The sequence below is a fragment of the Ruegeria sp. HKCCD6426 genome, assembly GCF_057221115.1.
Genome location: NZ_JBWVBF010000008.1, coordinates 66,113 through 87,752, shown reverse-complemented (window position 1 = coordinate 87,752; position 21,640 = coordinate 66,113). Strand labels below are relative to the sequence as shown.

The 21,640-nt window shown below is 58.8% G+C and carries 22 protein-coding genes; 15 read left to right on the top strand and 7 right to left on the bottom strand.

Translation table 11 applies throughout. The features are described from left to right. Positions 1-10 precede the first annotated feature (10 nt). The 7 genes from AC2TDA_RS19655 to rarD all read left to right on the top strand — a co-directional run bounded on the left by AC2TDA_RS19655 (position 11) and on the right by rarD (position 9,534). Positions 11-2,461: a GcvT family protein gene (locus AC2TDA_RS19655; RefSeq protein WP_480880443.1), complete on the top strand. Its 2,451-nt coding sequence runs from the start codon at positions 11-13 to the stop codon at positions 2,459-2,461. A 19-nt stretch (positions 2,462-2,480) separates the two neighbouring features. Further along, positions 2,481-2,951 carry a cupin domain-containing protein gene (locus AC2TDA_RS19650; protein ID WP_480880442.1) on the top strand — a complete coding sequence of 157 codons (471 nt, stop codon included), beginning with the start codon at positions 2,481-2,483 and terminating at the stop codon, positions 2,949-2,951. 9 nt (positions 2,952-2,960) lie between these two features. After that, entirely contained in the window at positions 2,961-4,013 is a 1,053-nt protein-coding gene (locus AC2TDA_RS19645) for an alcohol dehydrogenase catalytic domain-containing protein (protein ID WP_480880441.1), read from the top strand. A 12-nt stretch (positions 4,014-4,025) separates the two neighbouring features. Then, on the top strand, positions 4,026-4,919 hold the full coding sequence (locus tag AC2TDA_RS19640) for a homocysteine S-methyltransferase family protein (RefSeq protein ID WP_480880440.1): 894 nt from the start codon (positions 4,026-4,028) through the stop codon (positions 4,917-4,919). Between the two features lie 10 nt (positions 4,920-4,929). Next, positions 4,930-5,913 (top strand): GlxA family transcriptional regulator, encoded by a 984-nt coding sequence (locus AC2TDA_RS19635; RefSeq protein WP_480880439.1) that lies wholly within the window; start codon positions 4,930-4,932, stop codon positions 5,911-5,913. Positions 5,914-6,002: 89 nt separating this feature from the next. Continuing rightward, complete coding sequence (locus tag AC2TDA_RS19630) at positions 6,003-8,456, top strand: GcvT family protein (protein ID WP_480880438.1); 2,454 nt, start codon at positions 6,003-6,005, stop codon at positions 8,454-8,456. A gap of 172 nt (positions 8,457-8,628) precedes the next feature. After that, on the top strand, positions 8,629-9,534 hold the full coding sequence (gene rarD / locus AC2TDA_RS19625; RefSeq protein ID WP_480880437.1) for an EamA family transporter RarD: 906 nt from the start codon (positions 8,629-8,631) through the stop codon (positions 9,532-9,534). Here rarD and AC2TDA_RS19620 read toward each other — a convergent pair. Together AC2TDA_RS19620 and AC2TDA_RS19615 are read right to left on the bottom strand one after the other, a co-directional pair. Beyond that, positions 9,525-10,232: an SGNH/GDSL hydrolase family protein gene (locus AC2TDA_RS19620; protein ID WP_480849431.1), complete on the bottom strand. Its 708-nt coding sequence runs from the start codon at positions 10,230-10,232 to the stop codon at positions 9,525-9,527. The two genes, rarD and AC2TDA_RS19620, sit on opposite strands and share 10 nt — an antisense overlap. Positions 10,233-10,234: 2 nt before the next feature. Then, the gene (locus AC2TDA_RS19615; protein WP_480849429.1) at positions 10,235-10,645 is read right to left on the bottom strand and encodes a nuclear transport factor 2 family protein; all 411 of its coding nucleotides are present in this window, start codon (positions 10,643-10,645) and stop codon (positions 10,235-10,237) included. Between the two features lie 96 nt (positions 10,646-10,741). Between AC2TDA_RS19615 and AC2TDA_RS19610 the strand changes: the two genes are divergently transcribed. Then, positions 10,742-11,389, top strand: a complete 648-nt coding sequence (locus AC2TDA_RS19610; protein WP_480880435.1) for an RluA family pseudouridine synthase — start codon at positions 10,742-10,744, stop codon at positions 11,387-11,389. A 2-nt stretch (positions 11,390-11,391) separates the two neighbouring features. Here AC2TDA_RS19610 and AC2TDA_RS19605 read toward each other — a convergent pair whose 3' ends face one another. Further along, on the bottom strand, positions 11,392-11,583 hold the full coding sequence (locus tag AC2TDA_RS19605; protein WP_480880434.1) for a hypothetical protein: 192 nt from the start codon (positions 11,581-11,583) through the stop codon (positions 11,392-11,394). Between the two features lie 104 nt (positions 11,584-11,687). Between AC2TDA_RS19605 and AC2TDA_RS19600 the strand changes: the two genes are divergently transcribed. From AC2TDA_RS19600 to AC2TDA_RS19585, 4 genes are all read left to right on the top strand, one after another. After that, positions 11,688-12,380 (top strand): helix-turn-helix transcriptional regulator, encoded by a 693-nt coding sequence (locus tag AC2TDA_RS19600; protein WP_480849424.1) that lies wholly within the window; start codon positions 11,688-11,690, stop codon positions 12,378-12,380. 118 nt (positions 12,381-12,498) lie between these two features. Next, complete coding sequence (locus tag AC2TDA_RS19595) at positions 12,499-13,170, top strand: YiaD family glycine zipper/OmpA-like lipoprotein (protein ID WP_480849422.1); 672 nt, start codon at positions 12,499-12,501, stop codon at positions 13,168-13,170. A gap of 133 nt (positions 13,171-13,303) precedes the next feature. Then, positions 13,304-13,846, top strand: coding sequence for an NADPH-dependent FMN reductase (locus tag AC2TDA_RS19590; protein ID WP_480849421.1), 543 nt, complete (start codon positions 13,304-13,306; stop codon positions 13,844-13,846). A gap of 43 nt (positions 13,847-13,889) precedes the next feature. Further along, complete coding sequence (locus AC2TDA_RS19585) at positions 13,890-14,696, top strand: HTD2 family dehydratase (RefSeq protein WP_480880433.1); 807 nt, start codon at positions 13,890-13,892, stop codon at positions 14,694-14,696. Here AC2TDA_RS19585 and AC2TDA_RS19580 read toward each other — a convergent pair. Beyond that, the gene (locus tag AC2TDA_RS19580; protein ID WP_480880432.1) at positions 14,688-15,728 is read right to left on the bottom strand and encodes an NAD(P)/FAD-dependent oxidoreductase; all 1,041 of its coding nucleotides are present in this window, start codon (positions 15,726-15,728) and stop codon (positions 14,688-14,690) included. The genes AC2TDA_RS19585 and AC2TDA_RS19580 overlap by 9 nt on opposite strands. Positions 15,729-15,777: 49 nt before the next feature. Between AC2TDA_RS19580 and mnmC2 the strand changes: the two genes are divergently transcribed. Continuing rightward, positions 15,778-16,443, top strand: coding sequence for a tRNA (5-methylaminomethyl-2-thiouridine)(34)-methyltransferase MnmC2 (mnmC2, locus tag AC2TDA_RS19575; protein ID WP_480880431.1), 666 nt, complete (start codon positions 15,778-15,780; stop codon positions 16,441-16,443). Further along, positions 16,440-17,309 carry a DMT family transporter gene (locus AC2TDA_RS19570; protein WP_480880429.1) on the top strand — a complete coding sequence of 290 codons (870 nt, stop codon included), beginning with the start codon at positions 16,440-16,442 and terminating at the stop codon, positions 17,307-17,309. The genes mnmC2 and AC2TDA_RS19570 overlap by 4 nt, the downstream gene beginning before the upstream one ends. On the opposite strand, the gene AC2TDA_RS19565 is transcribed toward AC2TDA_RS19570, so the two are convergent. Continuing rightward, positions 17,283-19,256, bottom strand: a complete 1,974-nt coding sequence (locus AC2TDA_RS19565) for a lytic transglycosylase domain-containing protein (RefSeq protein ID WP_480880427.1) — start codon at positions 19,254-19,256, stop codon at positions 17,283-17,285. The two genes, AC2TDA_RS19570 and AC2TDA_RS19565, sit on opposite strands and share 27 nt — an antisense overlap. 134 nt (positions 19,257-19,390) lie before the next feature. Here AC2TDA_RS19565 and dapA point away from each other — a divergent pair, with 134 nt between their 5' ends. Next, a complete protein-coding gene (gene dapA / locus AC2TDA_RS19560; RefSeq protein WP_480880425.1) occupies positions 19,391-20,263 on the top strand; it encodes a 4-hydroxy-tetrahydrodipicolinate synthase in 873 nt (290 codons plus the stop codon). Between the two features lie 7 nt (positions 20,264-20,270). Here the strand turns inward: dapA and AC2TDA_RS19555 are convergent, their stop codons facing one another. Then, positions 20,271-21,152 (bottom strand): sigma-70 family RNA polymerase sigma factor, encoded by an 882-nt coding sequence (locus tag AC2TDA_RS19555; protein ID WP_480880424.1) that lies wholly within the window; start codon positions 21,150-21,152, stop codon positions 20,271-20,273. Next, on the bottom strand, positions 21,149-21,610 hold the full coding sequence (locus tag AC2TDA_RS19550; protein ID WP_480880423.1) for a carboxymuconolactone decarboxylase family protein: 462 nt from the start codon (positions 21,608-21,610) through the stop codon (positions 21,149-21,151). The genes AC2TDA_RS19555 and AC2TDA_RS19550 overlap by 4 nt, the downstream gene beginning before the upstream one ends. Positions 21,611-21,640 lie beyond the last annotated feature (30 nt).

The following is a 21,640-nucleotide window of genomic DNA, read 5'->3' as shown; positions in this document are numbered from 1 at the left end:
ACTGAAAGACATGAGTGATTTTCCGACGAAAGCCCGCGTGGTCATCATCGGTGGCGGTGTGGTGGGGACCTCCTCGCTCTACCATCTGGCCAAGAAAGGCTGGACCGACTGTGTACTGCTGGAAAAGAATGAGCTGACGGCAGGCTCGACCTGGCACGCGGCGGGCAACGTACCTACCTTTTCGACGTCATGGGCGATCATGAACATGCAGCGTTATTCGACCGAGCTGTATTCGCGCCTGGCAGAAGAGGTTGATTATCCGATGAACTATCACGTCTCGGGTTCTATCCGCCTGGCGCATAGCAAAGAACGGATGCAGGAGTTCGAGCGAGCGCTGTCCATGGGTCGCCATCAAGGTATCCCGATGGAGATGTGGTCGCCGGAAGAAGCCAGAGAGAACTACCCGTTCCTTGAGACCCACGATCTTGAAGGCGTTTTGTATGACCCCACTGATGGTGACATTGACCCGGCGCAGCTGACGCAGGCGTTGGCCAAAGGCGCACGCGACATGGGGCAGAAGATCATCCGTTTCTGCCCAGCGACCGGTGTAACGCAGCACGACGACGGCACCTGGACTGTACATACGGACCAGGGCGACATCGCCTGTGATTACGTTGTGAATGCCGCCGGCTACTACGCGCAACGTGTTGGTGAGTGGTTCAAACCCTTTGGTGGGCGTACCGTTCCGGCTATGGTCATGAGCCACCAGTACCTTTTGACCGACGAAGTGCCCGAGGTCGAAGCGTGGTCCAAAGAGAACGGTGGCAAGAAGCTACCGCTGTTGCGTGATGTGGATATCTCCTACTACCTGCGGCAGGAGAAGAACGGCTTCAACCTTGGCCCGTATGAACCCAACTGCAAGGGCCACTGGATGTCCGAGGACGATCCGATGCCAGAGGACTTTTCATTCCAGCTCTGGAACGATGATCTGGACCGGATCGAAGATATCGTCACCGACGCGATGGAGCGCGTGCCGCTGATGGCGACTTCGGGCGTTGGCCGCGTAATCAACGGGCCGATCCCCTATGCCCCGGATGGGCTGCCGTTGATCGGCCCGATGCCGGGTGTGAAAAATGCATTTGAGGCGCATACCTTTACCTTCGGCATCGCGCAGGGCGGTGGTGCCGGCAAGGTTCTGGCGGAATGGATCGTCGATGGCTGCACCGAATGGGATATGTGGGCCGTCGATCCGCGTCGCTACACCGACTACACAGACCAGGACTTTTGCAACCAGAAGGGGATGGAGGTCTACGGCAACGAATACGCCATGCACTTCCCTCATCACGAATGGCCGGCGGCACGAGACAAGAAGCTGTCCCCGGTGCATGCCAAGGTCAAGGAATTGGGCGGTGTCATGGGCGTCTACAACGGCTGGGAACGTGCCAACTGGTTCGCGCAGCCGGGCGATGACGTGAGCGAAGACAGTACGCATACCTGGGGTCGCTCCGGACCATGGGAACAGCGGATCAAGGAAGAGTGCGAGGCTGTCCGCGACCATTGCGGTGTGCTCGACCTGCCCGGATTCTCGCGCTTCATGGTCAAGGGAGACGGTGCCGCCGAGGCGCTGCGTGGCCTCGCAACAGGTGGTTTGCCCAAAGTCGGTCGAATGAACCTGATCTATGTCTCTGATAACCGTGGCCGCATCCTGACCGAGATGTCTTGTATTCGCCTGGGCGATGACGAGTTCATGATGATCACCGCTGCAACCGCGCAGTGGCATGACCGCGATATACTGCGGAACGCCATGCCCGCCGGTGTCACAATTGAGGACGTGACGACTACCCGTGACACACTGATCGTGACCGGCCCGAAATCGCGCGACATTCTGTCAGGTCTGACCGATGCGGACCTGTCGCCCGGATGGCTGACCCATCAGTCGGCGACCGTTGCCGGCCAGCCCGCATATCTGATCCGGGTGTCCTTTGCCGGTGAGTTGGGTTGGGAAGTTCACGCTCTGAACGAACACATGCCGGCGATCTATGGAGCGATCGTTGACGCAGGTGCCAAGCCGTTTGGTATGTACGCGCTGAATTCGCTGCGCATCGAAAAGGGCTACCGCGCATGGAAGGGCGACCTGTCAACTGACTATTCGCTGCTCGAAGGCGGGTTGGAGCGTTTCGTCAAACTCGACAAACCGCAGGACTTCCCCGGCAAGGCCGCAATCCTGAACGAAAAGCAGCAGGGGGCGAAAAAGCAGTTCGTGACTTTGTTGGTCGATGCGAAAGATTGCGATGCGCCCTACATGTCCTGCATCTGGAACGATGGTCAGATCGTGGGTGAAACCACATCTGGTGCATGGGGCTATCGCATCAATGCCTCAGTCGCGCTGGGCATGGTTCGCCCTGATCTGGCTGTTCCGGGCACCGAGCTTGAGGTTGAAATCTACGGCGAAAAGTGCCGCGCTGTGGTACAGGAGGATCAGCCGCTCTGGGACCCTGCGAACGAGCGGCTCCGCGCCTGATCGCAACGAGGAGGCCTCCATGAGCAAGCGCTACGCCAAACTGGGACCCGGTGAGGGGCCCAACTATGACTGGGAAAACGACCATACCTTTGTCAAAGTGTCCGGTCAGGACACCGGCGGCGCCTATACGCTTATGGAGGACAACCTCAAAGCCAGCTTTGCGCTGGGTCTGCATCGGCACGATACACATGCCGAGACTTTCTACTTTTTGGAAGGCGCTGTGGATTTCTATATCGACGGTGATTGGCATTTGTGCACCCCGGGCACGACGATGCATGTGCCGCCCGGGGTCCCGCATGCATGCCGTGTGGCCAATGGTGCACCGGCAAAGATGCTGATGATCTTTCAGCCTTCGGGCTTCGATGGGTTTCTCGCTGAACTTGCGACGATGAGCGAGGCCGATTTCGCCGACGAAGCCAGAATGGCTGAGCTCAACGCCCGGTTCGACATCGTGCCGATGGGGCCTGTTCCCCAACACCCGGGCGATTGAGATCGATTGATGACGACACCCAGACATATGTCCGGCGTTTACCTTACCCGTCACGGCGAACCCGAGGCGCTGGAATGGCGCGAGGATATCCCGGTTCCGGTCCCCGGACCGGGGCAGGTTCTGGTGCGGGTCGCCGCTGCCGGAGTGAATAACACTGACATCAACACGCGTGTCGGCTGGTACGCATCAGAGGTGACGGGCGCAACGGATGCGGTTGATCAGGATGTCGACGCCGGGGGTTGGGGCGGCGCGCTGCAGTTTCCCCGTGTACAGGGTGGCGATCTGTGCGGGTTCGTCGAATCCTCTGGGCCTGACACCGAGTTTGCAACCGGCCGGCGTGTGACCTGCCCGATCAACCTGCCGCGCCCGCGGCCCGGTCAGCCTTCGGGTTTTATTGCACTGGGCTCGGAAATTGACGGCGCATTTGCCCAATACTGTCTGGTCGAAGCGAATGATCTTTATGATGTCACTGCCTCTCCTCTCTCGGATATAGAAATCGCCGCCATTCCCTGTGCGTTCGGAACTGCCGAAAACCTGCTGACCCGCGCAGGGGTCAAAGCGGGACACAGGGTTTTGATCACCGGCGCATCCGGTGGGGTGGGTCTGGCCGCCGTCCAGCTGGCCGCGCTGAGGGGCGCTTCGGTTTGGGGCGTAACAAGTGCGGCTAAGGCAAACGTAGTAAAGGGGCAGGGTGCCACGGATACGTTCGACCGCGACGCTCCGTTGCCGCATGACATGTTCGATGTGGTGGTCGATGTCGTCGGCGGACCGGCTTGGCCCGGCCTGATACTGGCGCTGAAACCGGGCGGGCATTACGCCGTGTCGGGCGCTATCGCAGGCCCAGTCGTCGAGGCGGATCTTCGCGATATCTACCTGCGTGACATCACCATTCATGGCTGCACCCATCAGGCCTACGAGGTCTTTGGCCGGTTGGTTGAATTGATGAATGCTGGGTTAATCAAGCCGTTGGTATCAAAAACCTATCCCTTGCGGGATATCGCCCTGGCGCAGCAGGATTTCCAATCCAAGGCTCTGCCCGGTAAACTTGTGCTTATCCCCTGAGGAACCCGGAACATGGCAGATATCACACTTCTGGATGGCTCAATCGGGCAAGAGTTGGTCAAACGTAGCGGTGAAACGCCTACGCCGTTGTGGTCGACGCGCGTGATGATCGACAACCCTGATCTGGTGGGTGCCGTGCATGCCGACTACTTCGGCCGGGGTGCAACGATTGCGACAACCAATACCTACGCTGTGCATCATTCGCGCCTTGAGCGCGTGGGGATGGTCGACCAGATGCCCGCCCTGATCGACGCGGCGCTGTCTCAGGCTGAAAACGCGCAGCGCGTGGCGGGAGGGCGGATCGCAGGTGCGCTGGGACCGTTGCTGGCAACTTACCGTCCGGACCTGAACCCCGACCCAGACGACGCCGCAGAAAGGTTCGGCGAACTAGCTCGGATGATGAAGAACCGAGTTGACTTGTTCCTGATCGAAACCGTTTCGTCGATACAAGAGGCCGTAGGTGCTTTGCGCGGTACGGAAAACTGCGGCAAACCTGTCTGGTTGTCCCTTACGGTACTGGATCATGACGGTACCCACCTGCGGTCGGGCGAAAGGGTGGAAGCAATTCAGCCGTTGGTCGACAAATTCGCACCGGAAGCACTGTTGATAAACTGCTCACGCCCCGAAGCCATTCCGGAAGCGCTGGAAATCCTCGGAAGGATGGGGCGCCCGTTTGGGGCTTATGCGAATGGATTCACGGGTATCACCGATGGCTTCTTGAAAGATGCGCCAACGGTTGATGCGTTGGAACAGCGCCATGACCTTGACCCGAAGGCCTATGCTGCCCATGCCATGGGGTGGGTCGAGCAGGGGGCTACAATTGTAGGCGGCTGCTGTGAAGTTGGTCCCGATCACATCGAAACGCTGGCCCTGTGTCTACGTAATGCCGGGCATAGGATCGTCTGAAGGACAAGGTATGCCCAATCGCTCAAAACCGGACACACCCAAGCAGGCCCGACAGCAGTGGCATTTCGACATATTGGTCGCGCCCGGCTATGTCTTGTTGGAATTGGCATCGCTGGTAGAAGTACTGCGCTTGGCCAACCGCGTCTGCCCTTACCCACCTTTCACCTTTGTCTACCGATCCCTGAAGGGCGGTCCGATCGAAAGCAGCAGCGGCGCGACCGTGGATACCGAGCCGGTGGCAACCCAACGTCAGGCGGATTACCTGTTTGTAATCGGAAACTCGAACCCCGATCAGCCGGAATTGTCTCTTGGGCGCATCGTGTCGGACTATACGTACCGTGGCGCTCAGGTCTTTCTGCTGGCCGAAGCTGCAAGTCGCTATATCAAAGAACAAGGTACGGCCGATCTGGCGACCCACTGGGAGAACGCGTCGTTCCTGAGAGAGCGTGGCGCGCGTTTTGAGGCAAAACTGTCCATCGCGACCGAACAGGGCGGCGTGGTGACCTGCGCCGGGATGGGGGCTACAACCGATATTGCGCTGGCCGTGATCGGGCGGCATATCTCGGGGCCGGCCAAAATGACGGTCGCCGATATCATGCTGCACGAAAAAATCCGAGATTTCTCGTCGATGCAGCCGTTTTCTGGGGCCATGACCACGGCAACGGGTGACGCGAAACTGGATCAGTGCATCAAGCTGATGCAGGCAAACATCGAAGAGCCATTGCCGATCAACCAGATCGTTGATTCGCTGAAATTGTCCAATCGCTCATTAGAGCGCAAATTCAAGGCTGTTTTTGGCACGACACCCAACGGTTTCTACCGCGAAATGCGTCTCGCCAAGGCCAATAACCTGCTGTTGAACACGACGATGAGCGTGCGTGAAATCGGATTGGCCTGCGGGTTTCCCAACGGGTTTTCCTCCGTTTACAAAAGCTTCTTTGGCGTAACGCCATTTGTTTTGCGACGGGAAAAACGGTTGGCGTGTCATCGTTGATTTTGGACGATTCGCTGACGCTTTTCGTGCATTTTGTGTCGATCTTTCGTGCCAATTAGATAAAAACCTGAAATAGCGGAGACATCAGGATGGTTGATCTTCCCACAAAGGCCCGTGTGGTCATCATCGGCGGCGGCGTGATCGGGTGCTCGGTCGCCTATCATCTGACCAAGAAAGGCTGGAGCGATGTTGTGCTGCTTGAGCGCAAGCAGCTTACCAGCGGAACCACCTGGCATGCCGCCGGCCTGATCGCACAGTTGCGAGCCACTGCGAACATGACCAAACTGGCCAAATACAGCCAGGAACTCTATGGCTCGCTCGAGGAAGAAACGGGCGTCGCTACAGGGTTCAAGCGTGTCGGCTCGATCACTGTTGCCCTGACCGAAGAACGCAAGGAAGAGATCTATCGCCAGGCCGCTATGGCCCGCGCCTTTGGTGTTGAGGTTGAAGAGATCTCGAACGAACGCGTGCAGGAGCTGTATCCGCATCTGAACCTTGAAGGGGTAAAGGGGGCCGTGCATCTGCCCTTGGACGGGCAGGGCGATCCAGCCAACATAGCCCTGGCACTGGCCAAGGGCGCTCGTCAGCGCGGCGGCATCGTGAAAGAGCGTGTGAAGGTCACAGATATCGTCAAGCAGGGTCGCAAGGTAACCGGTGTGGACTGGATCGCTGATGATGGCGGCGCTTCGGGCCACATCGAGTGCGACATGGTGGTGAACTGCGCCGGTATGTGGGGCCACGAAGTGGGACGGATGGCGGGTGTCAACGTGCCGCTGCACGCCTGCGAACACTTCTACATTGTCTCTGAGCCGATCGAAGGCCTGACCTCGCTGCCGGTGCTGCGGGTGCCGGACGAATGCGCCTATTACAAGGAAGACGCGGGCAAGATGATGCTGGGGGCGTTCGAACCCAACGCTAAACCCTGGGCCATGGACGGTATTCCCGAAAGTTTCGAATTCGACCAACTGCCCGAGGATTTCGACCATTTCGAACCGATCCTTGAAGACGCCTGCAACCGTATGCCGATGCTGGCTGAGGCAGGCATCCATACCTTCTTCAACGGGCCCGAGAGCTTTACCCCAGATGACGCCTATCATCTGGGGCTTTCGCCCGAGATGGATAATGTCTGGGTTGCGGCTGGGTTCAACTCGATCGGCATTCAGTCCGCCGGTGGAGCGGGGATGGCGCTGGCCGAGTGGATGGATACAGGCGAGAAACCGTTTGATCTGGGCGATGTGGATGTCAGCCGGATGCAACCGTTCCAGGGAAATAAGAAGTATCTGTTTGAACGCTCCAAAGAGACGTTGGGCCTGCTCTATGCCGATCACTATCCGTATCGCCAGAAAGCCACCGCGCGCGGTGTGCGCCGCACCCCGTTCCATCACCACTTGCTTGAGCAGGGTGCAGTGATGGGTGAACTGGCGGGTTGGGAACGCGCCAACTGGTACGCTGATGAGGGGCAGGAACACGAATACCAGTACAGCTGGAAACGCCAGAACTGGTTCGAAAATTCAGCGGCTGAGCATCGGGCGGTGCGCGAGAATGTGGGCATGTACGACATGTCTTCGTTTGGGAAAATCCGGGTCGAGGGGCCGGACGCGCAGGCGTTCATGAACTATATCGGCGGCGGTGACTACTCGGTTCCAAACGGAAAGATCGTCTATACGCAGTTCCTCAACCGCACCGGCGGGATCGAAGCGGACGTCACCGTCACTCGTTTGACCGAAACCTCTTATCTGGTCGTTACTCCGGCGGCGACCCGGCTGGCGGATCAATCCTGGATGATGCGCAATGTCGGGGATTTCCGCGTCGTGATCACCGATGTCACAGCTGGCGAAGGTGTTCTGGCCGTGATGGGTCCGAATGCACGTGCCTTGTTGGAGAAGGTCTCGCCAAATGACTTCACCAACGCGACCAACCCGTTTGGTACCGCGCAGGAGATCGAGATCGGCATGGGCCTCGCCCGTGCACATCGCGTGACCTATGTGGGCGAACTTGGATGGGAGATCTACGTTTCCTCCGACATGGCCGGGCATGTGTTTGAAACGCTGCACGCGGCTGGTCAAGAAATGGGCCTCAAACTTTGCGGCATGCACATGATGGACAGCTGCCGGATCGAAAAGGGTTTCCGCCATTTCGGTCATGACATCACCTGCGAGGATCATGTTGTCGATGCCGGGCTGGGGTTTGCGGTCAAGACGGATAAGGGATGCGACTTTATCGGTCGCGAGGCCGTGATTGCGCGGAAGGAAACCGGGCCTAAAAACCGGTTAGTGCAATTCCGCCTAACCGATTCCGAGCCGCTGCTGTTTCACAACGAACCCATCGTGCGGGACGGTGAATATGTAGGCTACCTGAGTTCGGGCAATTACGGGCATACGTTGGGCGGCGCAATTGGAATGGGATATGTCCCGTGCAAGGGCGAAAAGGCAGCGGATGTTCTGGGTTCGACCTACGAGATCGATGTTTGCGGGACCAAGGTAAAAGCCGAAGCATCTCTGAAGCCGATGTATGACCCGAAATCCGAGCGTGTTAAGGTTTAACACTTGGGAAAAGTAAGTGCTGGGGCGCTAATGCACCCCGGCACTATTTGATTTTTGGGCTGATGAAACAGGCGACGTATCAGATTTCCTGATGACCGACTTCACGCTTTTCGTAGTTTTCAACACCCGGTGACTTGCCCTAAAGACAAACGGTATCAGCCGGAGACCTGTCATGGCAGACACCATCATACAGCCGCAAAACACAGACACGCCCAGGGGATTGGCCCTGGCAGTTACGGCCTATGTTCTTTGGGGGTTTCTGCCGCTTTACATGAAAGCCATGGCTCATATCGGTCCGGTGGAAATCGTAGCCCACCGGATCATCTGGTCGGTTCCCGTGGCGGGGTTGTTGCTGGTTGCGCTGGGGCGAACTCGAGACCTGAAGGCCGCCCTGCGGAATCCAAGGATGTTGGGGATGGCCTGTCTGACTGCCGCGCTGATTTCGGTGAATTGGGCGATCTATGTCTGGGCTATCGCCAGCGGGAACGCGCTGGACGCTGCTCTTGGGTATTACATCAACCCCTTATTCAGTATCGCTCTGGGTGCGATCCTGTTGCGAGAGCCGCTGAATCGAACGCAGCTTGTGGCCGTTGGATTGGCTGCGCTGGGCGTTCTGGTTCTGGTGTTAGAGGCCGGGCGCCTGCCCTGGGGTGCAATGGGGCTGATGGTCAGTTGGGGTTTTTATGCCTTTTTCAAGCGATCGCTTCCCATCGGACCCAATCAAGGATTTCTGCTTGAGGTGCTGATTCTGTTGATTCCGGCGCTCGCCTATGTGACCTGGCTGGGCGCCCAAGGCACGGGGCATTTCGGATGGGCTGCGTCTGATACAATGCTGCTGGCAGGCGCGGGCGTCGTAACCGCCATACCTTTGCTGGTGTATGCCAACGGGGCAAAGCTGGTACGCCTGTCCACGATGGGCATTCTGCAATATATCGCTCCGACCATGATCTTTATCACTGCCATCACGGTGTTCGGAGAGCATATCGACCGGGGCCGCATGATCGCTTTTCCGCTGATCTGGGCGGCACTGGTGGTGTATTCTATTCCTATGATCCGGCAGATACGCGCTCAGGCCTGAAGTAGGCGAGCAGCCTCGGCGGCCCAGATTGCATAGGTTTTGGGGCTGGGGTGGTATCCGTCTGGTGCGGCCAGCGCCGGGTTGTCAGGTAAATCCAGAGACAAATGCATAGCCTGCGGAAATGCAGCCGCAGCCTGTTGTAACCCCTGATCCAGCCGTTTCGCCTGCCGGCCAAGAACCCAGGCCAGTGGCTGCGGTAAGGCCGGAAAGCGGTTCATTTGTGGAACCGCCGTCACCACGACGCGCCGCGCGCCGAACGTGCCTGTGAGAAGTCGCAGCAACCGGGTCTGCCGGTCAATAAATTGTCGGCGTGTCACCGCGCGGGTGACATCGTTGACACCCAACGCCGTCACCACTGCATCGAAGCTGCCGTGTAGCCGTTCAAGCCGTTCAATCGTGTCCAGAGTCGTATGGCCGGTGGTGGCCTCCAGCCGCCATTCGACGCAATACTGCCGCGCCAGCTGCGCCACCAGATGCCCTGATAGAGCCTGTTTCTGAGTACCCGCCCCAACGCCCGCAGCAGAACTGTCGCCAGCGATCAACAACCGCAAACGTGGCCCGCGACCCTCGCGTCCCTCACGCGGGCCGGTTGGCTCTGGCAGCAGTTGAGCACGATGCCGGACCGATAATCCCTGCGCAGCTAATAACGGCAGCAACGGCACCCGAAGAATTTGATCTGCGGCAATGGGGCCTGGCATATTCAGCTCAACGCGTCTTTGTACTCTAGGAACCGCGCATCGGTCGTGACCCGGGCCATCATTGCATCTCGTAGGGCACCGATGGTCCTGTAGGGGCGCATGACGACCTCGAACTCCTGAATATGGCCATCGTCATCTAGCGTGATCAGGTCGACGCCGATCGCATCCAGTTCGCCGATCTTGCACTGAAACTCCAACGCCCAATCTTTGCCTTCACCCATGACCCGTCGGTATCGAAAATCGGAAAACACCTGCCCCACATGTCCCAGTACCGCTGCGACCGGAGCACGCCCCGTCCAGGTGCTGTAGTAGGTTGGCGGCGAAAACCGCACGTCTTCTGCCAACAGTTCGTGGATCAGGTTTTCATCGCCCTTGGCGACAACTTCCTGCATTCGCTCGATTGTGGGGTGCATATCGTCTCCCTTTGGTTGCACCCAGAGTTGCGGAACCCGCACGTTCAGGCAAGGACGACGTTGCGGGAGGTCACGTGCTGCGATAGGCAGGCCCGCATGAGCGCGAACTATGATCCCCCCCAGACGCCATTGGATGTATTGCACGAAGATGCACAACTGATTGTGGTGAACAAGCCCTCGGGGCTTCTGTCGGTGCCCGGCCGCGGCGAACACCTGGCTGATTGCTTGCTGGCACGTGTCCAGGCGGCATTTCCACAAGCCTTGTTGGTGCACCGGCTGGATCGGGATACTTCGGGCGTGATGGTCTTTGCTCAGACCCCGCATGCACAGCGGCATCTGGGGTTGCAGTTTGAAAACCGACAGACTCGTAAGACCTATGTCGCGCGCGTGTGGGGACGGGTTGAGGCCAAGACGGGCACGGTTGACTTGCCGCTTATCGTCGATTGGCCCAACCGCCCGCTGCAGATGGTGTGTCATGACACCGGCAAACCTGCAGTCACCGAGTGGCGCGTCGTCAAATACGAAGGGGAAACGACACGAATTCGCCTTTTCCCCAAGACCGGCAGGTCGCATCAACTGCGTGTTCATATGCAGGCGCTGGGCCACCCGATTCTGGGTGACCCGTTTTATGCCGAGGGCGCAGCACGCGCCTTCCCTCGTTTGATGTTGCATTCCGAAGAGCTGCGCCTGAAGAACCCAGAAGGCGGTGTGGCGATGAAATTCCGTGCTGCGGCGGAATTCTGACCTTAAGCGCTGCTGATCCACAACATTTTCAGATTGCCCAGCGAGAACCGTTTTTGACGTTTCCTTGGGCGAGAGGTGCCGAGATGGCGCCCGGCACACAGTTCGCGTTCGATCTCAAAGCCGCGTAAGGCATGGTCTTGTGACCAGCGATCCAGTTTCAGGGTCATCATGACGTGGTTGTCTCGGCTTGGCATGGGTGTTCTCCTGTCTTGTGCTGTTCCAAGCCTCGCCCATCGCTCCTGACACCACCTTGTCAGGGGGGTGTGCTAAGGTGTCAGCAGATTACAAGGAGACTGACATGCGCCGTTCGACCCGCTTGTTCGAGATCATCCAGATATTGCGCACTTCCAGCGGGCCGGTGACGGCCGAAGCGCTGGCGGCCAAGCTCGAGGTCTCGGTGCGGACTGTGTATCGCGATATTGCGGCGTTGCAGGCGCAACGGACACCGATCGAGGGCGAGGCAGGCGTGGGGTACCTGATGCGGCGCGGCTACGATCTGCCGCCGCTGAATTTTGATGCCGAAGAGATCGAGGCGCTGTGGGTAGGCCTATCCATGCTGGCGCGCACCGGCGACAGCACGCTACAACAGGCCGCTGACCGGGTGTGTCGCAAGATCGAGGCGTTACGGTCACCCGCCGATTGGTTGCAGGTCGCACCGTGGGGCGCCCCCGCCGATGACCCGGAAAAAGGGTGCGTGTCGATTGCAACCTACCGGGAAGCCATCCGCGCCGAACAGAAAATTCGGATCACCTACATAAACGCCAGCGAAGAACGCACCGAGCGGATCCTGCGCCCCGTCGCGCTGATCTACCATATCGAGTGCACAATGCTGGCCGCCTGGTGCGAGCTGAGAAACGGGTTTCGCCATTTTCGTACAGATCGGATCTGGTCCTGTGAGCTGGTCGAAGATCACTTCTGCGGCCAGGGCCAACCTCTGCGTACCATCTGGCAAGAGCAGAACCGTTGGGACGCGCCTGCCGGTGCAGCATAGGTGGCAGGTATTCGCCGATTTCACCGATTTGTTGCTTGAGCCTGCTCTCTGATCCCATGCTATACTTTGGGAAATCAATGAAGCCCGGCAAACGGGTATTGGAGCAGAAGGTGATTCCATGGCGATTTCCAAGAGTATCCTGACGGTCGGATTGTGTTCGGTCCTTTTCCTCGGCGCGTGCGCCGACCCTGGTACGCTGTCGGTTCAGAGCGATCCCAACCAGAACACGAAACAAGGCGCCTTGCTGGGCGGTTTGATCGGCGCCGGTGTTGGTGCGATCGCGAACAACTCAAACCCGGGGCTTGGGGCGCTGGCCGGTGCTGCAATTGGTGCGGCCGGTGGCGGTGTGATTGGCAACCAGCTGGACAAACAGGCAGCTGAACTGCGCCAGCAGCTAGCCAATGATGGGATCACCATCGTAAACGCCGGTGACCGCCTGATCGTGACCGTGCCGAACGATATTACCTTTGACACTGACAGTTCGACCGTGCGTCCGGCTTTGCGCGCCGATCTGGTGAAGGTGGGACAGAACCTGGTGAATTACCCGAATTCCAACGTCCAGATCATCGGGCATACGGATAGCGACGGAGAAGCCTCGTACAATCAAGGTCTGTCTGATCGTCGCGCTAATGCAGTGGCGGATATTCTGCAGGCCAACGGTGTCGGCTATGCGCGGATCACTACGATCGGGCAGGGCGAAAACAACCCTGTTGCATCGAATTTGACGCCTGAAGGCAAGTCCCAGAACCGCCGTGTCGAGATCATAGTCGTTCCCAGCGGCAACGCCTGATCGGGATTCCGAAAGTCAAAGGGGCCGCAAAACCGCGGCCCCTTTTTTGCACAATGACTGCGCGGCAACAGGGCTTTGGTTTACCGAAGGGTCAGGTAAGTTACCGCTGATCTGAACGATGGAGTTGTCCAAGATGACCGAACCGATCCTTCTGGCGCTGTCCGGCTCGCTGCGCCAAAGCGCGACCAACCGCAAATTGCTGCGCGAGGCCGCAAGGCTGTTCGATCCCGGCACGTATATTGAGGCTGACCTGAACCTGCCCCTGTATGACGGGGATCTGGAGGATGGCGAGGGCATTCCGCAACAGGTGCAGGTGCTTGCGGATCAGATCGCGCAGGCCCATGCGGTGATCGTGTCGACGCCAGAATACAACAAGGGGCCATCGGGCGTTCTGAAGAACGCGTTGGATTGGGTCAGCCGCACCGAAGGTCGCCCTTGGGCCGATAAACCGGTCGCCGTGATGTCGGCCGCTGCGGGGCGTGCCGGTGGTGAACGTGCCCAGATGGTGCTGCGGGCCTACATGGTGCCGTTCCAGCCGCGTATTCTGCAAGGGCCTGAGATTCATTTGGCCAACAGTTCCAACGAGTTCGATGAACAGGGGCGGTTGTCGAATGCGCGTTATGAAAGCGCCCTGCAAACTCTGATGCAGAAACTGCGGGCGGAGGCAGGATACTGAAAGCCAGCTTGTTCTGTTGCATTGGCGAGCATAGGTTGCCCGAATGAAGCAGGATTCTCAGGCCGATATTCAAAGTGACATGATAGACCCGGCGCGCGCCACCGCATGGCAGACAGCGCTGGGGCAGGAGCAGACGATTGCTGCTGGATCTGCATTGCCGCCATTTTTTCATCAGCTCTATTTCTGGTCACCCCAGCCACCAGATGGGTTGGGGCGCGACGGTCACCCGTTGATTGGCAAGGGCTTGATCCCGGACATGGGTTTGCCGCGCCGTATGTGGGCCGGTGGGCGACTGGAATTTCACACCCCCTTGATCGCGGGTGAGATCGCCGAACGCAGGTCGTTTCGCGAGGCGGCAACAGCCAAGGCTGGACGCACCGGACCGTTGGCATTTGTCACTCTGCGCCACGAAATCTGGCAAAATGGGGCTCTGTGTCTGACCGAGTGGCAAGATCTGGTCTATCGCGAGGATCCGTCGCCAGACGCCATAGCGCCGACGCCGCCCACGGCTCGAACGGATGAGACGGACATGCGTGAGGTCCAGTTCGATACCACGCTGCTGTTTCGCTATTCCGCGCTGACCTTCAACGGTCACCGTATCCATTATGATCTGGATTACGCGCGCGAAGTCGAAGGTTATGAAGGTCTCGTGGTGCACGGCCCATTGCTGGCGCAACGGTTGATGCTGATGGCCGAAGAGCTGTTAGGCCCGCTGACGCGTTTTTCCTTTCGTGCCTCATCGCCCCTGATGCACTTTGAGACGGCCGCCCTGTGCCGGAACGGTCAGGACTTATGGGTGCGAGGCCCGGATAGGCGGCAATGCATGCAGGCAATTGCTGTGTCAGAGTGAAGCTTCGGGTCGGAAATCGTCCGGGATCGAGCTGTGCCCGTCCAGAACAAGATCAGCCATAACTTCGGCCACTTTCGGAGCCATGCCAAAGCCGATTTTGAACCCGCCGTTGGCAATGAATTGCCCCTCGTGCAACGGGTGTGCGCCCAGCATCGGTGCGCGGCTTTTGCTGCGTGGGCGGACACCGGCCCAGCGTTCGATCACTTCGGCACCGTGCAAAACCGGAACGGCGCGCATCGCCCGGTCGATGACGTCGTCCAGGGCGGCGTCCGTGCTGTTGGGGTTATCGTAGTCGCGTTCCGAGGTCGACCCGACGGCCAACGTACCGTCCGCGTGCGGCACAATATGGATCGCATCGGCAAACAGCTGTGGGACATCTCCTGCGTCGAACCTCAGCAGCGCGGCCTGACCCTTAACGCCATTGCCGACCGTTTTGCCGAAGGTCTGGCTGAGCTCCAGCAAACCTGCCAGTCCTGTTGCGTGGACGACTTGCCCGGCGTCAGGTGCTTCAGCCACCACATCTACACCCATCACCGCAAGGGCCGAGACCAACGCTGCGCAGGCGCGGCGCGGCTGCATCCGAGCCGTCAGCGTGTCATGGATCACAAAGCCGGTCGGGCTGGCCGGGCACCATGCGCCAACCTCGGCGACAGGCACGACGTGCCAATCAGCGCGACCTTGCCAAAGCTCCGCCGCAGTGCGTTCCCGTGCCCGCGCCAGTTCAAGATTGCGGTCGTCCGTGATGGGCTGCACTCGGCCCAACCGGGCATAGCCAGGGGATACGCCGCCGGTTGATTCGACCTGTTTCCAGAACGGTTCAGCCATGATCAGACTGTCGAACTGAAACGCCTTCTTGGCGTTCCAGTTTTCCGGCACATGCGGGGCTAACGCACCAACGAGGCCGCCACTGGATCCGGACCCGGCGCCGAAGGGATCGACGACCTGAACTTTGGCGCCGCGCCGCGCGCAGGTCCAGGCGATGGAAAGGCCAAAGATGCCCGCGCCCCGTACCGTCACATCGACCATTGCCATTCCCCTTTTCCTTGTTCAGTGTCGCGCCGCTTAGCTACAGGATAACCCGATGGCAGACCAGCGCGCCAAATTGACCTGGAGGGACGATCAAGTCCCCGTATCAGATCATTTCGATGACCCGTATTTCTCGTTGCAAAACGGGTTGGAGGAGACACACCACGTGTTTCTGACAGGCAATGATCTACCCGCGCGCTTTACCCGTGACTTTCACATTGCCGAGTTGGGTTTTGGTACTGGGCTGAACATGCTGACGGCCTGGTCGGAATGGGAAAGGTCGGGCCATACATCCCCCCTGAGTTTCACCAGTTTCGAAGCCTTCCCGATGGCCCCAGCCGATATGGCGCGCGCGCTAGCGGCTTTCCCAGAGCTGACGCCATGGGCTGAACGGTTCCTTGCAGTGTGGCAGGGCGAATCCTGTGATCTTGGGACGTTGCGCCTTGAGGTCATAGCAGGCGATGCCCGCGACAAGTTGCCGATGTGGTCAGGGCAGGCGGACGCATGGTTTCTGGATGGTTTTTCCCCTGCAAAAAACCCTGAGCTTTGGGGCGCGGACCTGATGCAACAGGTTGCCGATCACACCAAACCCGGTGGGACGGCCGCTACTTACACAGCCGCAGGCTTCGTTCGCCGCGGGCTTGAAGACGCTGGGTTCACGGTAACACGCAGCCCCGGATATGGGCGAAAGCGACACATGACACGGGCTGCCAAAACATGACCCAGCAGAATAACGTCCGCGCGGGCGTTGGCCTGATGATTGCGGCAACAATAGTCTTTGCCCTGCAGGACGGTATCTCGCGGCACCTGGCTGGGACCTACAACACGTATATGGTCGTGATGATCCGCTATTGGTTCTTTGCGGCTTTCGTAGTGGCCCTCGCCGCCCGTGCGCCGGGCGGATTGAAGGCGGCCACGCATACAAGCCAACTGGGTCTGCAAATCCTGCGTGGTGTATTGTTGGCAGCCGAGATCTGCGTTGCGGTCTTCAGTTTCACCATTCTCGGTCTGATTGACAGTATGGCAGTCTTCATTTGCTACCCGCTGCTTGTTGCAGCGCTAAGCGGGCCGGTTCTGGGGGAAAAGGTCGGTTGGCGGCGGTGGTCTGCTATCGGCGTGGGATGTGTTGGGGTTCTGATTATCCTTGAGCCGGGTGCAGGCGTGTTCAATCCGTGGGCAATCATACCGCTGATTTCGGCACTGATGTTTGCTGTCTACGGTCTGCTGACCCGCTACGTTGCACGACGAGATAGTTCAGCCACGAGCTTTTTCTGGACAGGTGTTGCAGGTGCTGTGGCAATGACCCTTGTCGGCATGTGGTTTTGGGAGCCGATGGCCCGTACGGACTGGCTGTGGATGGCTTTGCTTTGTGTCAGCGGTGTGTTGGGGCACTGGTTGTTGATCAAATGTTATGAAATGGCCGAGGCCAGTGCTGTGCAGCCCTTTGCCTATTTCCATTTGGTGTGGAGCGCAATTCTGGGGATGATGGTATTCGGAGAGGTGCTGCGCCCGGCGGTCGTGGCGGGAGCAGCGCTGGTCGTTGCTGCGGGTCTGTTCACCTTATGGCGCGAACGACGCCAGAGTTGAGCCGATAAGTTCCTGCGAAAACGGGATCGGCAAGGCAGGCTGCCCAAGCCGAGCACGGTAGACCGGCAGGCTTTCGGCAACGCGCATGACATAATTGCGGGTCTCGCTGAAGGGAATAGTCTCGATCCAGTCGACCATATCGACCTCGCCCGCGCGGGGATCGCCGAAGCGCTCCATCCACGAAATCGGGCGCCGTGGTCCGGCGTTGTAGCCCGCCGCCATCATGACCACGTTGCCGTTGAAATCTGCAGCCAGCCCGGCCAGATAGTTCGACCCGAGCTTGGCATTGTATTTCCAATCCGATGTCAGGCGGACCGTCTTGTGCCCGCTGAGAAGCCCCAGTTCACCTGCAACCAGTTTTGCGGTGGCGGGCATTACCTGCATCAACCCACGCGCGCCAGCGCCGCTGACGACAATCGGGTCAAACTCGCTTTCGCGGCGCGCAATGGCCAGGGTCATCTCTTTGGCCATCGGCAATCCCAGATCAGCAACTGGATGAACCGGATAATAGGCCGCGGGCAAGACAACACCCGTTGTCGCCGCGCGCTTGGCGATCATCACGGCCAGATGGGGTTCTTTCAACTCCAATACCAAATCACCCAGTTGTCCGGCTTCAACCGGATCGAGGTTCTCGACCAGATGGGTCAGAAACCTTTCCGACAGGTTGTCCTCTCCTGCGCGCAACAACAGTAGACCGGCCTCAAGCACGCTGGAATCGGCGAAACTGGCTTGCTTCCAATGTGGCGCACGGCGCGGGTTGGCCAATTCGCTGTCAAAGGGTCGACCGATCCGCTCGGCGGCCAGCAACCCGTAGAACGAAGTTTGATGGTCGGCACCCATAGCGTAGGCATCGTAAGCCTTGTCCGCATCGCCCTGCGCTGCAAAGGCGCGGCCCAGCCAGTACCCGCCGCGACCTTTGGAGATAGGAGACTTCACGGCCTCCGAGAAATTCTGGAAATGCCGAACGGCCGTTGCAGGATCATTCAGGCGGCGCAAGGCGAGAAACCCAGACAACCACTCCAGATCGGCATAGCCATATCCCATTTCAGGGGTCATGTGGTGGTTGGCGGCGATTTGATAGGCGCGGTTCGCATTGCCGCCCCGCATCTCAAGCCGGGCCAGGCGGCGGCGCCCTTCGGCCCATTTGTCCGGCTCACCCAGCGATTTTGGCCCGGTCGAGCGTGCCAGCATTAGATCGATGGCACTGTCGTCCAACTCTTTCTTGTCACGCCAGACGAACCTGTCGAATGCCAGACCCGGTGAAGAGGTCAGCGACTTCGGAACGGCTGCTACCTTGCCATCCACGCCTGGTTGGCGTTTTTGCAGTGCAATCCGCGCTTCGGCCAGTTTGCGGTAATCAGAACTGACCAAAGGCAGCATCTTGTCTGCACTGACAAGATGACCGTCCCACAGCATCCGATCCAGACGCGCCTCGTGGTGGGGTTTCAACAATTTGCCGAAGTTTTCCAAATAGTTCTTTTGCAACCCCGAGCCCATCGGCATCGTGCGCCAGGCGGCAACGATATCGGCTTCTGCTTCGCCGTTTCGACCTTTGGCCATGAGCGCAACGGCGTAGTTCAACGCGCCCTCGGCGGTCTGTGGCGGCGACTTTTCATAAAACTTCAAAACCCGGTCCGTATCTGCACCGGTAAATGCAGGCTCGCTTTTGCGGCGCAGCCACGCCAAGCCGGGCCAGTCGGGGCGTCGGTCCAGAAACACCAGTACATCGCCGGAACTGCCAAATCCCTCGCGTAGCCAATGCCACACGATTACGTCGCGCGAAACAGAGCCGCGCGCGCCTGCAACTTGCAGCGCCTCGTTCCAATCCCCCTTGCGCATTTCGGTCAGCCCGGACCGCAAATCGGTGGCGGCATCGGCGCGTGCTGTGTCTGTCTGCAAGGCAGAACACAGAATCATGGACGTGAAAAAGGCCAGAAGGCGTGTCATCTCTTGCATTTCCTAACCAACCGAGGATACAGCCATTCAGGATAAACCCTGCGCCGTCGGGATCAACTCACAAACCAAATATCGTGACGGACCGATGCGCAAAAACCAGCGTACTGCACCCTAAGGAGTGTTCCATGTTCAAAGGCTCGATGCCAGCCCTCGTCACCCCGTTCCGCAACGGCGAGTTGGATTTGGATACACTCAAACAATTGGTAGAATGGCAGATTCAGGAAGGGTCTACCGGGCTGGTTCCGGTCGGGACAACCGGTGAGAGCCCAACGCTCAGCCACGAAGAACATGAGACGGTCGTCGAAGAAGTCGTCAAAGCTGCGGCGGGGCGCGTTCCGGTAATTGCCGGAGCAGGGTCCAATAACACGGATGAAGCGATCCGATTCGTGCGATTTGCGCAAAAGACCGGCGCCGACGCTGCGCTTGTCGTTACGCCCTACTACAACAAGCCAACGCAGAAAGGTCTGATCGCGCATTTTCGTGCGGTCCATGACTGTGCCGATATCCCGATCATCATCTACAACATTCCAGGCCGGTCTGTGATCGACATGTCGCCGGCAACAATGGGTGAACTGGCTAAACTGCCGCGTATTGTTGGTGTAAAAGACGCAACCGGCGATCTGGCACGGGTCAGTCAGCAGCGCGCGAGCTGTGGGTCAGATTTCTGCCAGTTGTCAGGCGAAGACGCGACCGCGCTGGGTTTCAACGCACATGGCGGTGTCGGTTGTATCTCGGTCACGGCAAACGTAGCGCCAAAACTTTGCGCAGAATTCCAACAGGCCACACTGGCGGGCGATTACGCCAAGGCGCTGGAGTATCAGGATCGCCTGATGCCTCTGCACGAAGCCATCTTCATCGAGCCAGGTCTGGTAGGTGCCAAATATGGGCTTAGCAAACTGGGTCGGTGCAGCGAAGATGTCCGCTCGCCGCTGACGCCGCTGGACGAGAGCACCAAATCCGCTATTGACGCGGCGATGGCCCACGCAGGGCTCGTATAAACGCCGCCTAGCTCAACAGCTTCTCCAGATGCTGGGTTTTGTCAGGATTGCGAACCATGTAAATGGCCGCGATCCTGCCATCTTCGATTTTGAGAGATGTTGCCTGCAATGAACCGCCGGGCTCTCTGTTGATGATTGCAGGCAATCCGTTCAGCCAACAGAAAACCCAACGATATGGACGGGGCGCGGACAGTTTCCGTGCCAATCCGACGAAAAAGCGTGTGACTTTGTCCCGACCGTATATTGGATTCAGGGTTGCAATGATCTTGCCGCCACCGTCCGAATGCAATTGGACGTCTCGCGACAACAAGTCGGCCAGTTGTTTGGTATCACCGCTTTTGGCAGCGTTGAAAAACGCTGTGGCGATTTCCTCGCCATGGTCGCGTTCAATCGGGGCTCGCGGATTGACCTGCTCGACATGCTTGCGGGCACGGCTGACGAGTTGACGACAGCTGCTCTGGCTGCGCTTCAACGTCTCAGACAGGTCGTCATAAGAGTGTTCAAACACATCGTGCAGAAGGAAAGCGACGCGCTCCAGCGGTGACAAACGTTCCAGCGCCATCAAAAGCGCCACCGAGACATCGCGGTCAAGCCGTTCGGTTGCGTCATCGGTGATCAGAGGTTCTGGCAGCCACTCGCCTGGATAGGCCTCGCGAACAGTTCGCGCTGCGCGCAAGTGGTCGAGACAAAGCCGGGTGACGATGCGGATCAAAAATCCTGTCTCATCGCGTACCTGATCAATATCAACCCGTCGCCAGCGCAGGTATGCGTCCTGCACGATATCCTCGGCATCGCTGACGGATCCAAGCATGCGGTATGCAACCGCAAACAGGCGCGGTTGCAAGGCGACAAAGGCCCGGTCTTCGAACTGTGAACTGGGCTGCGTCACGCGGCTGAGGCCTTGCTGGATGCCGGGTGTGGCATCGCAAATCCGATGGTCAGACGGTTCCAGGCGTTGATTGTGGTGATCACCAGAGTCAGAGCTACTTGATCCTTTTCCAAAAACTGCGCAGCCATAGCTTTATAGACTTCATCCGACGCACGGTTTGTTTCGATACGCGTCAGCGCTTCTGCCCAAGCAAACGCCGCGCGCTCACGATCCGAATAAAGCGACGATTCATGCCATGCGTTCAGCAGGTGAAGGCGATCTTCGGTTTCACCATTGGCCCGGGCGTCATGCGTGTGCATGTGAATGCAAAAGGCGCAACCGTTGATCTGGGAGACTCTGAGTTTTACGAGCTCGATCAGACTGTGTTCCAGTTCCGACGCGCGCAGGCGTTCCTCCATGTCGAGCATGGGCTGAAGCAACTCAGGTGCGACGGCAAAGTGATTGATCCGGGGGGACATCGATTTCTCCTGTTTTGGAATTGAACAAAA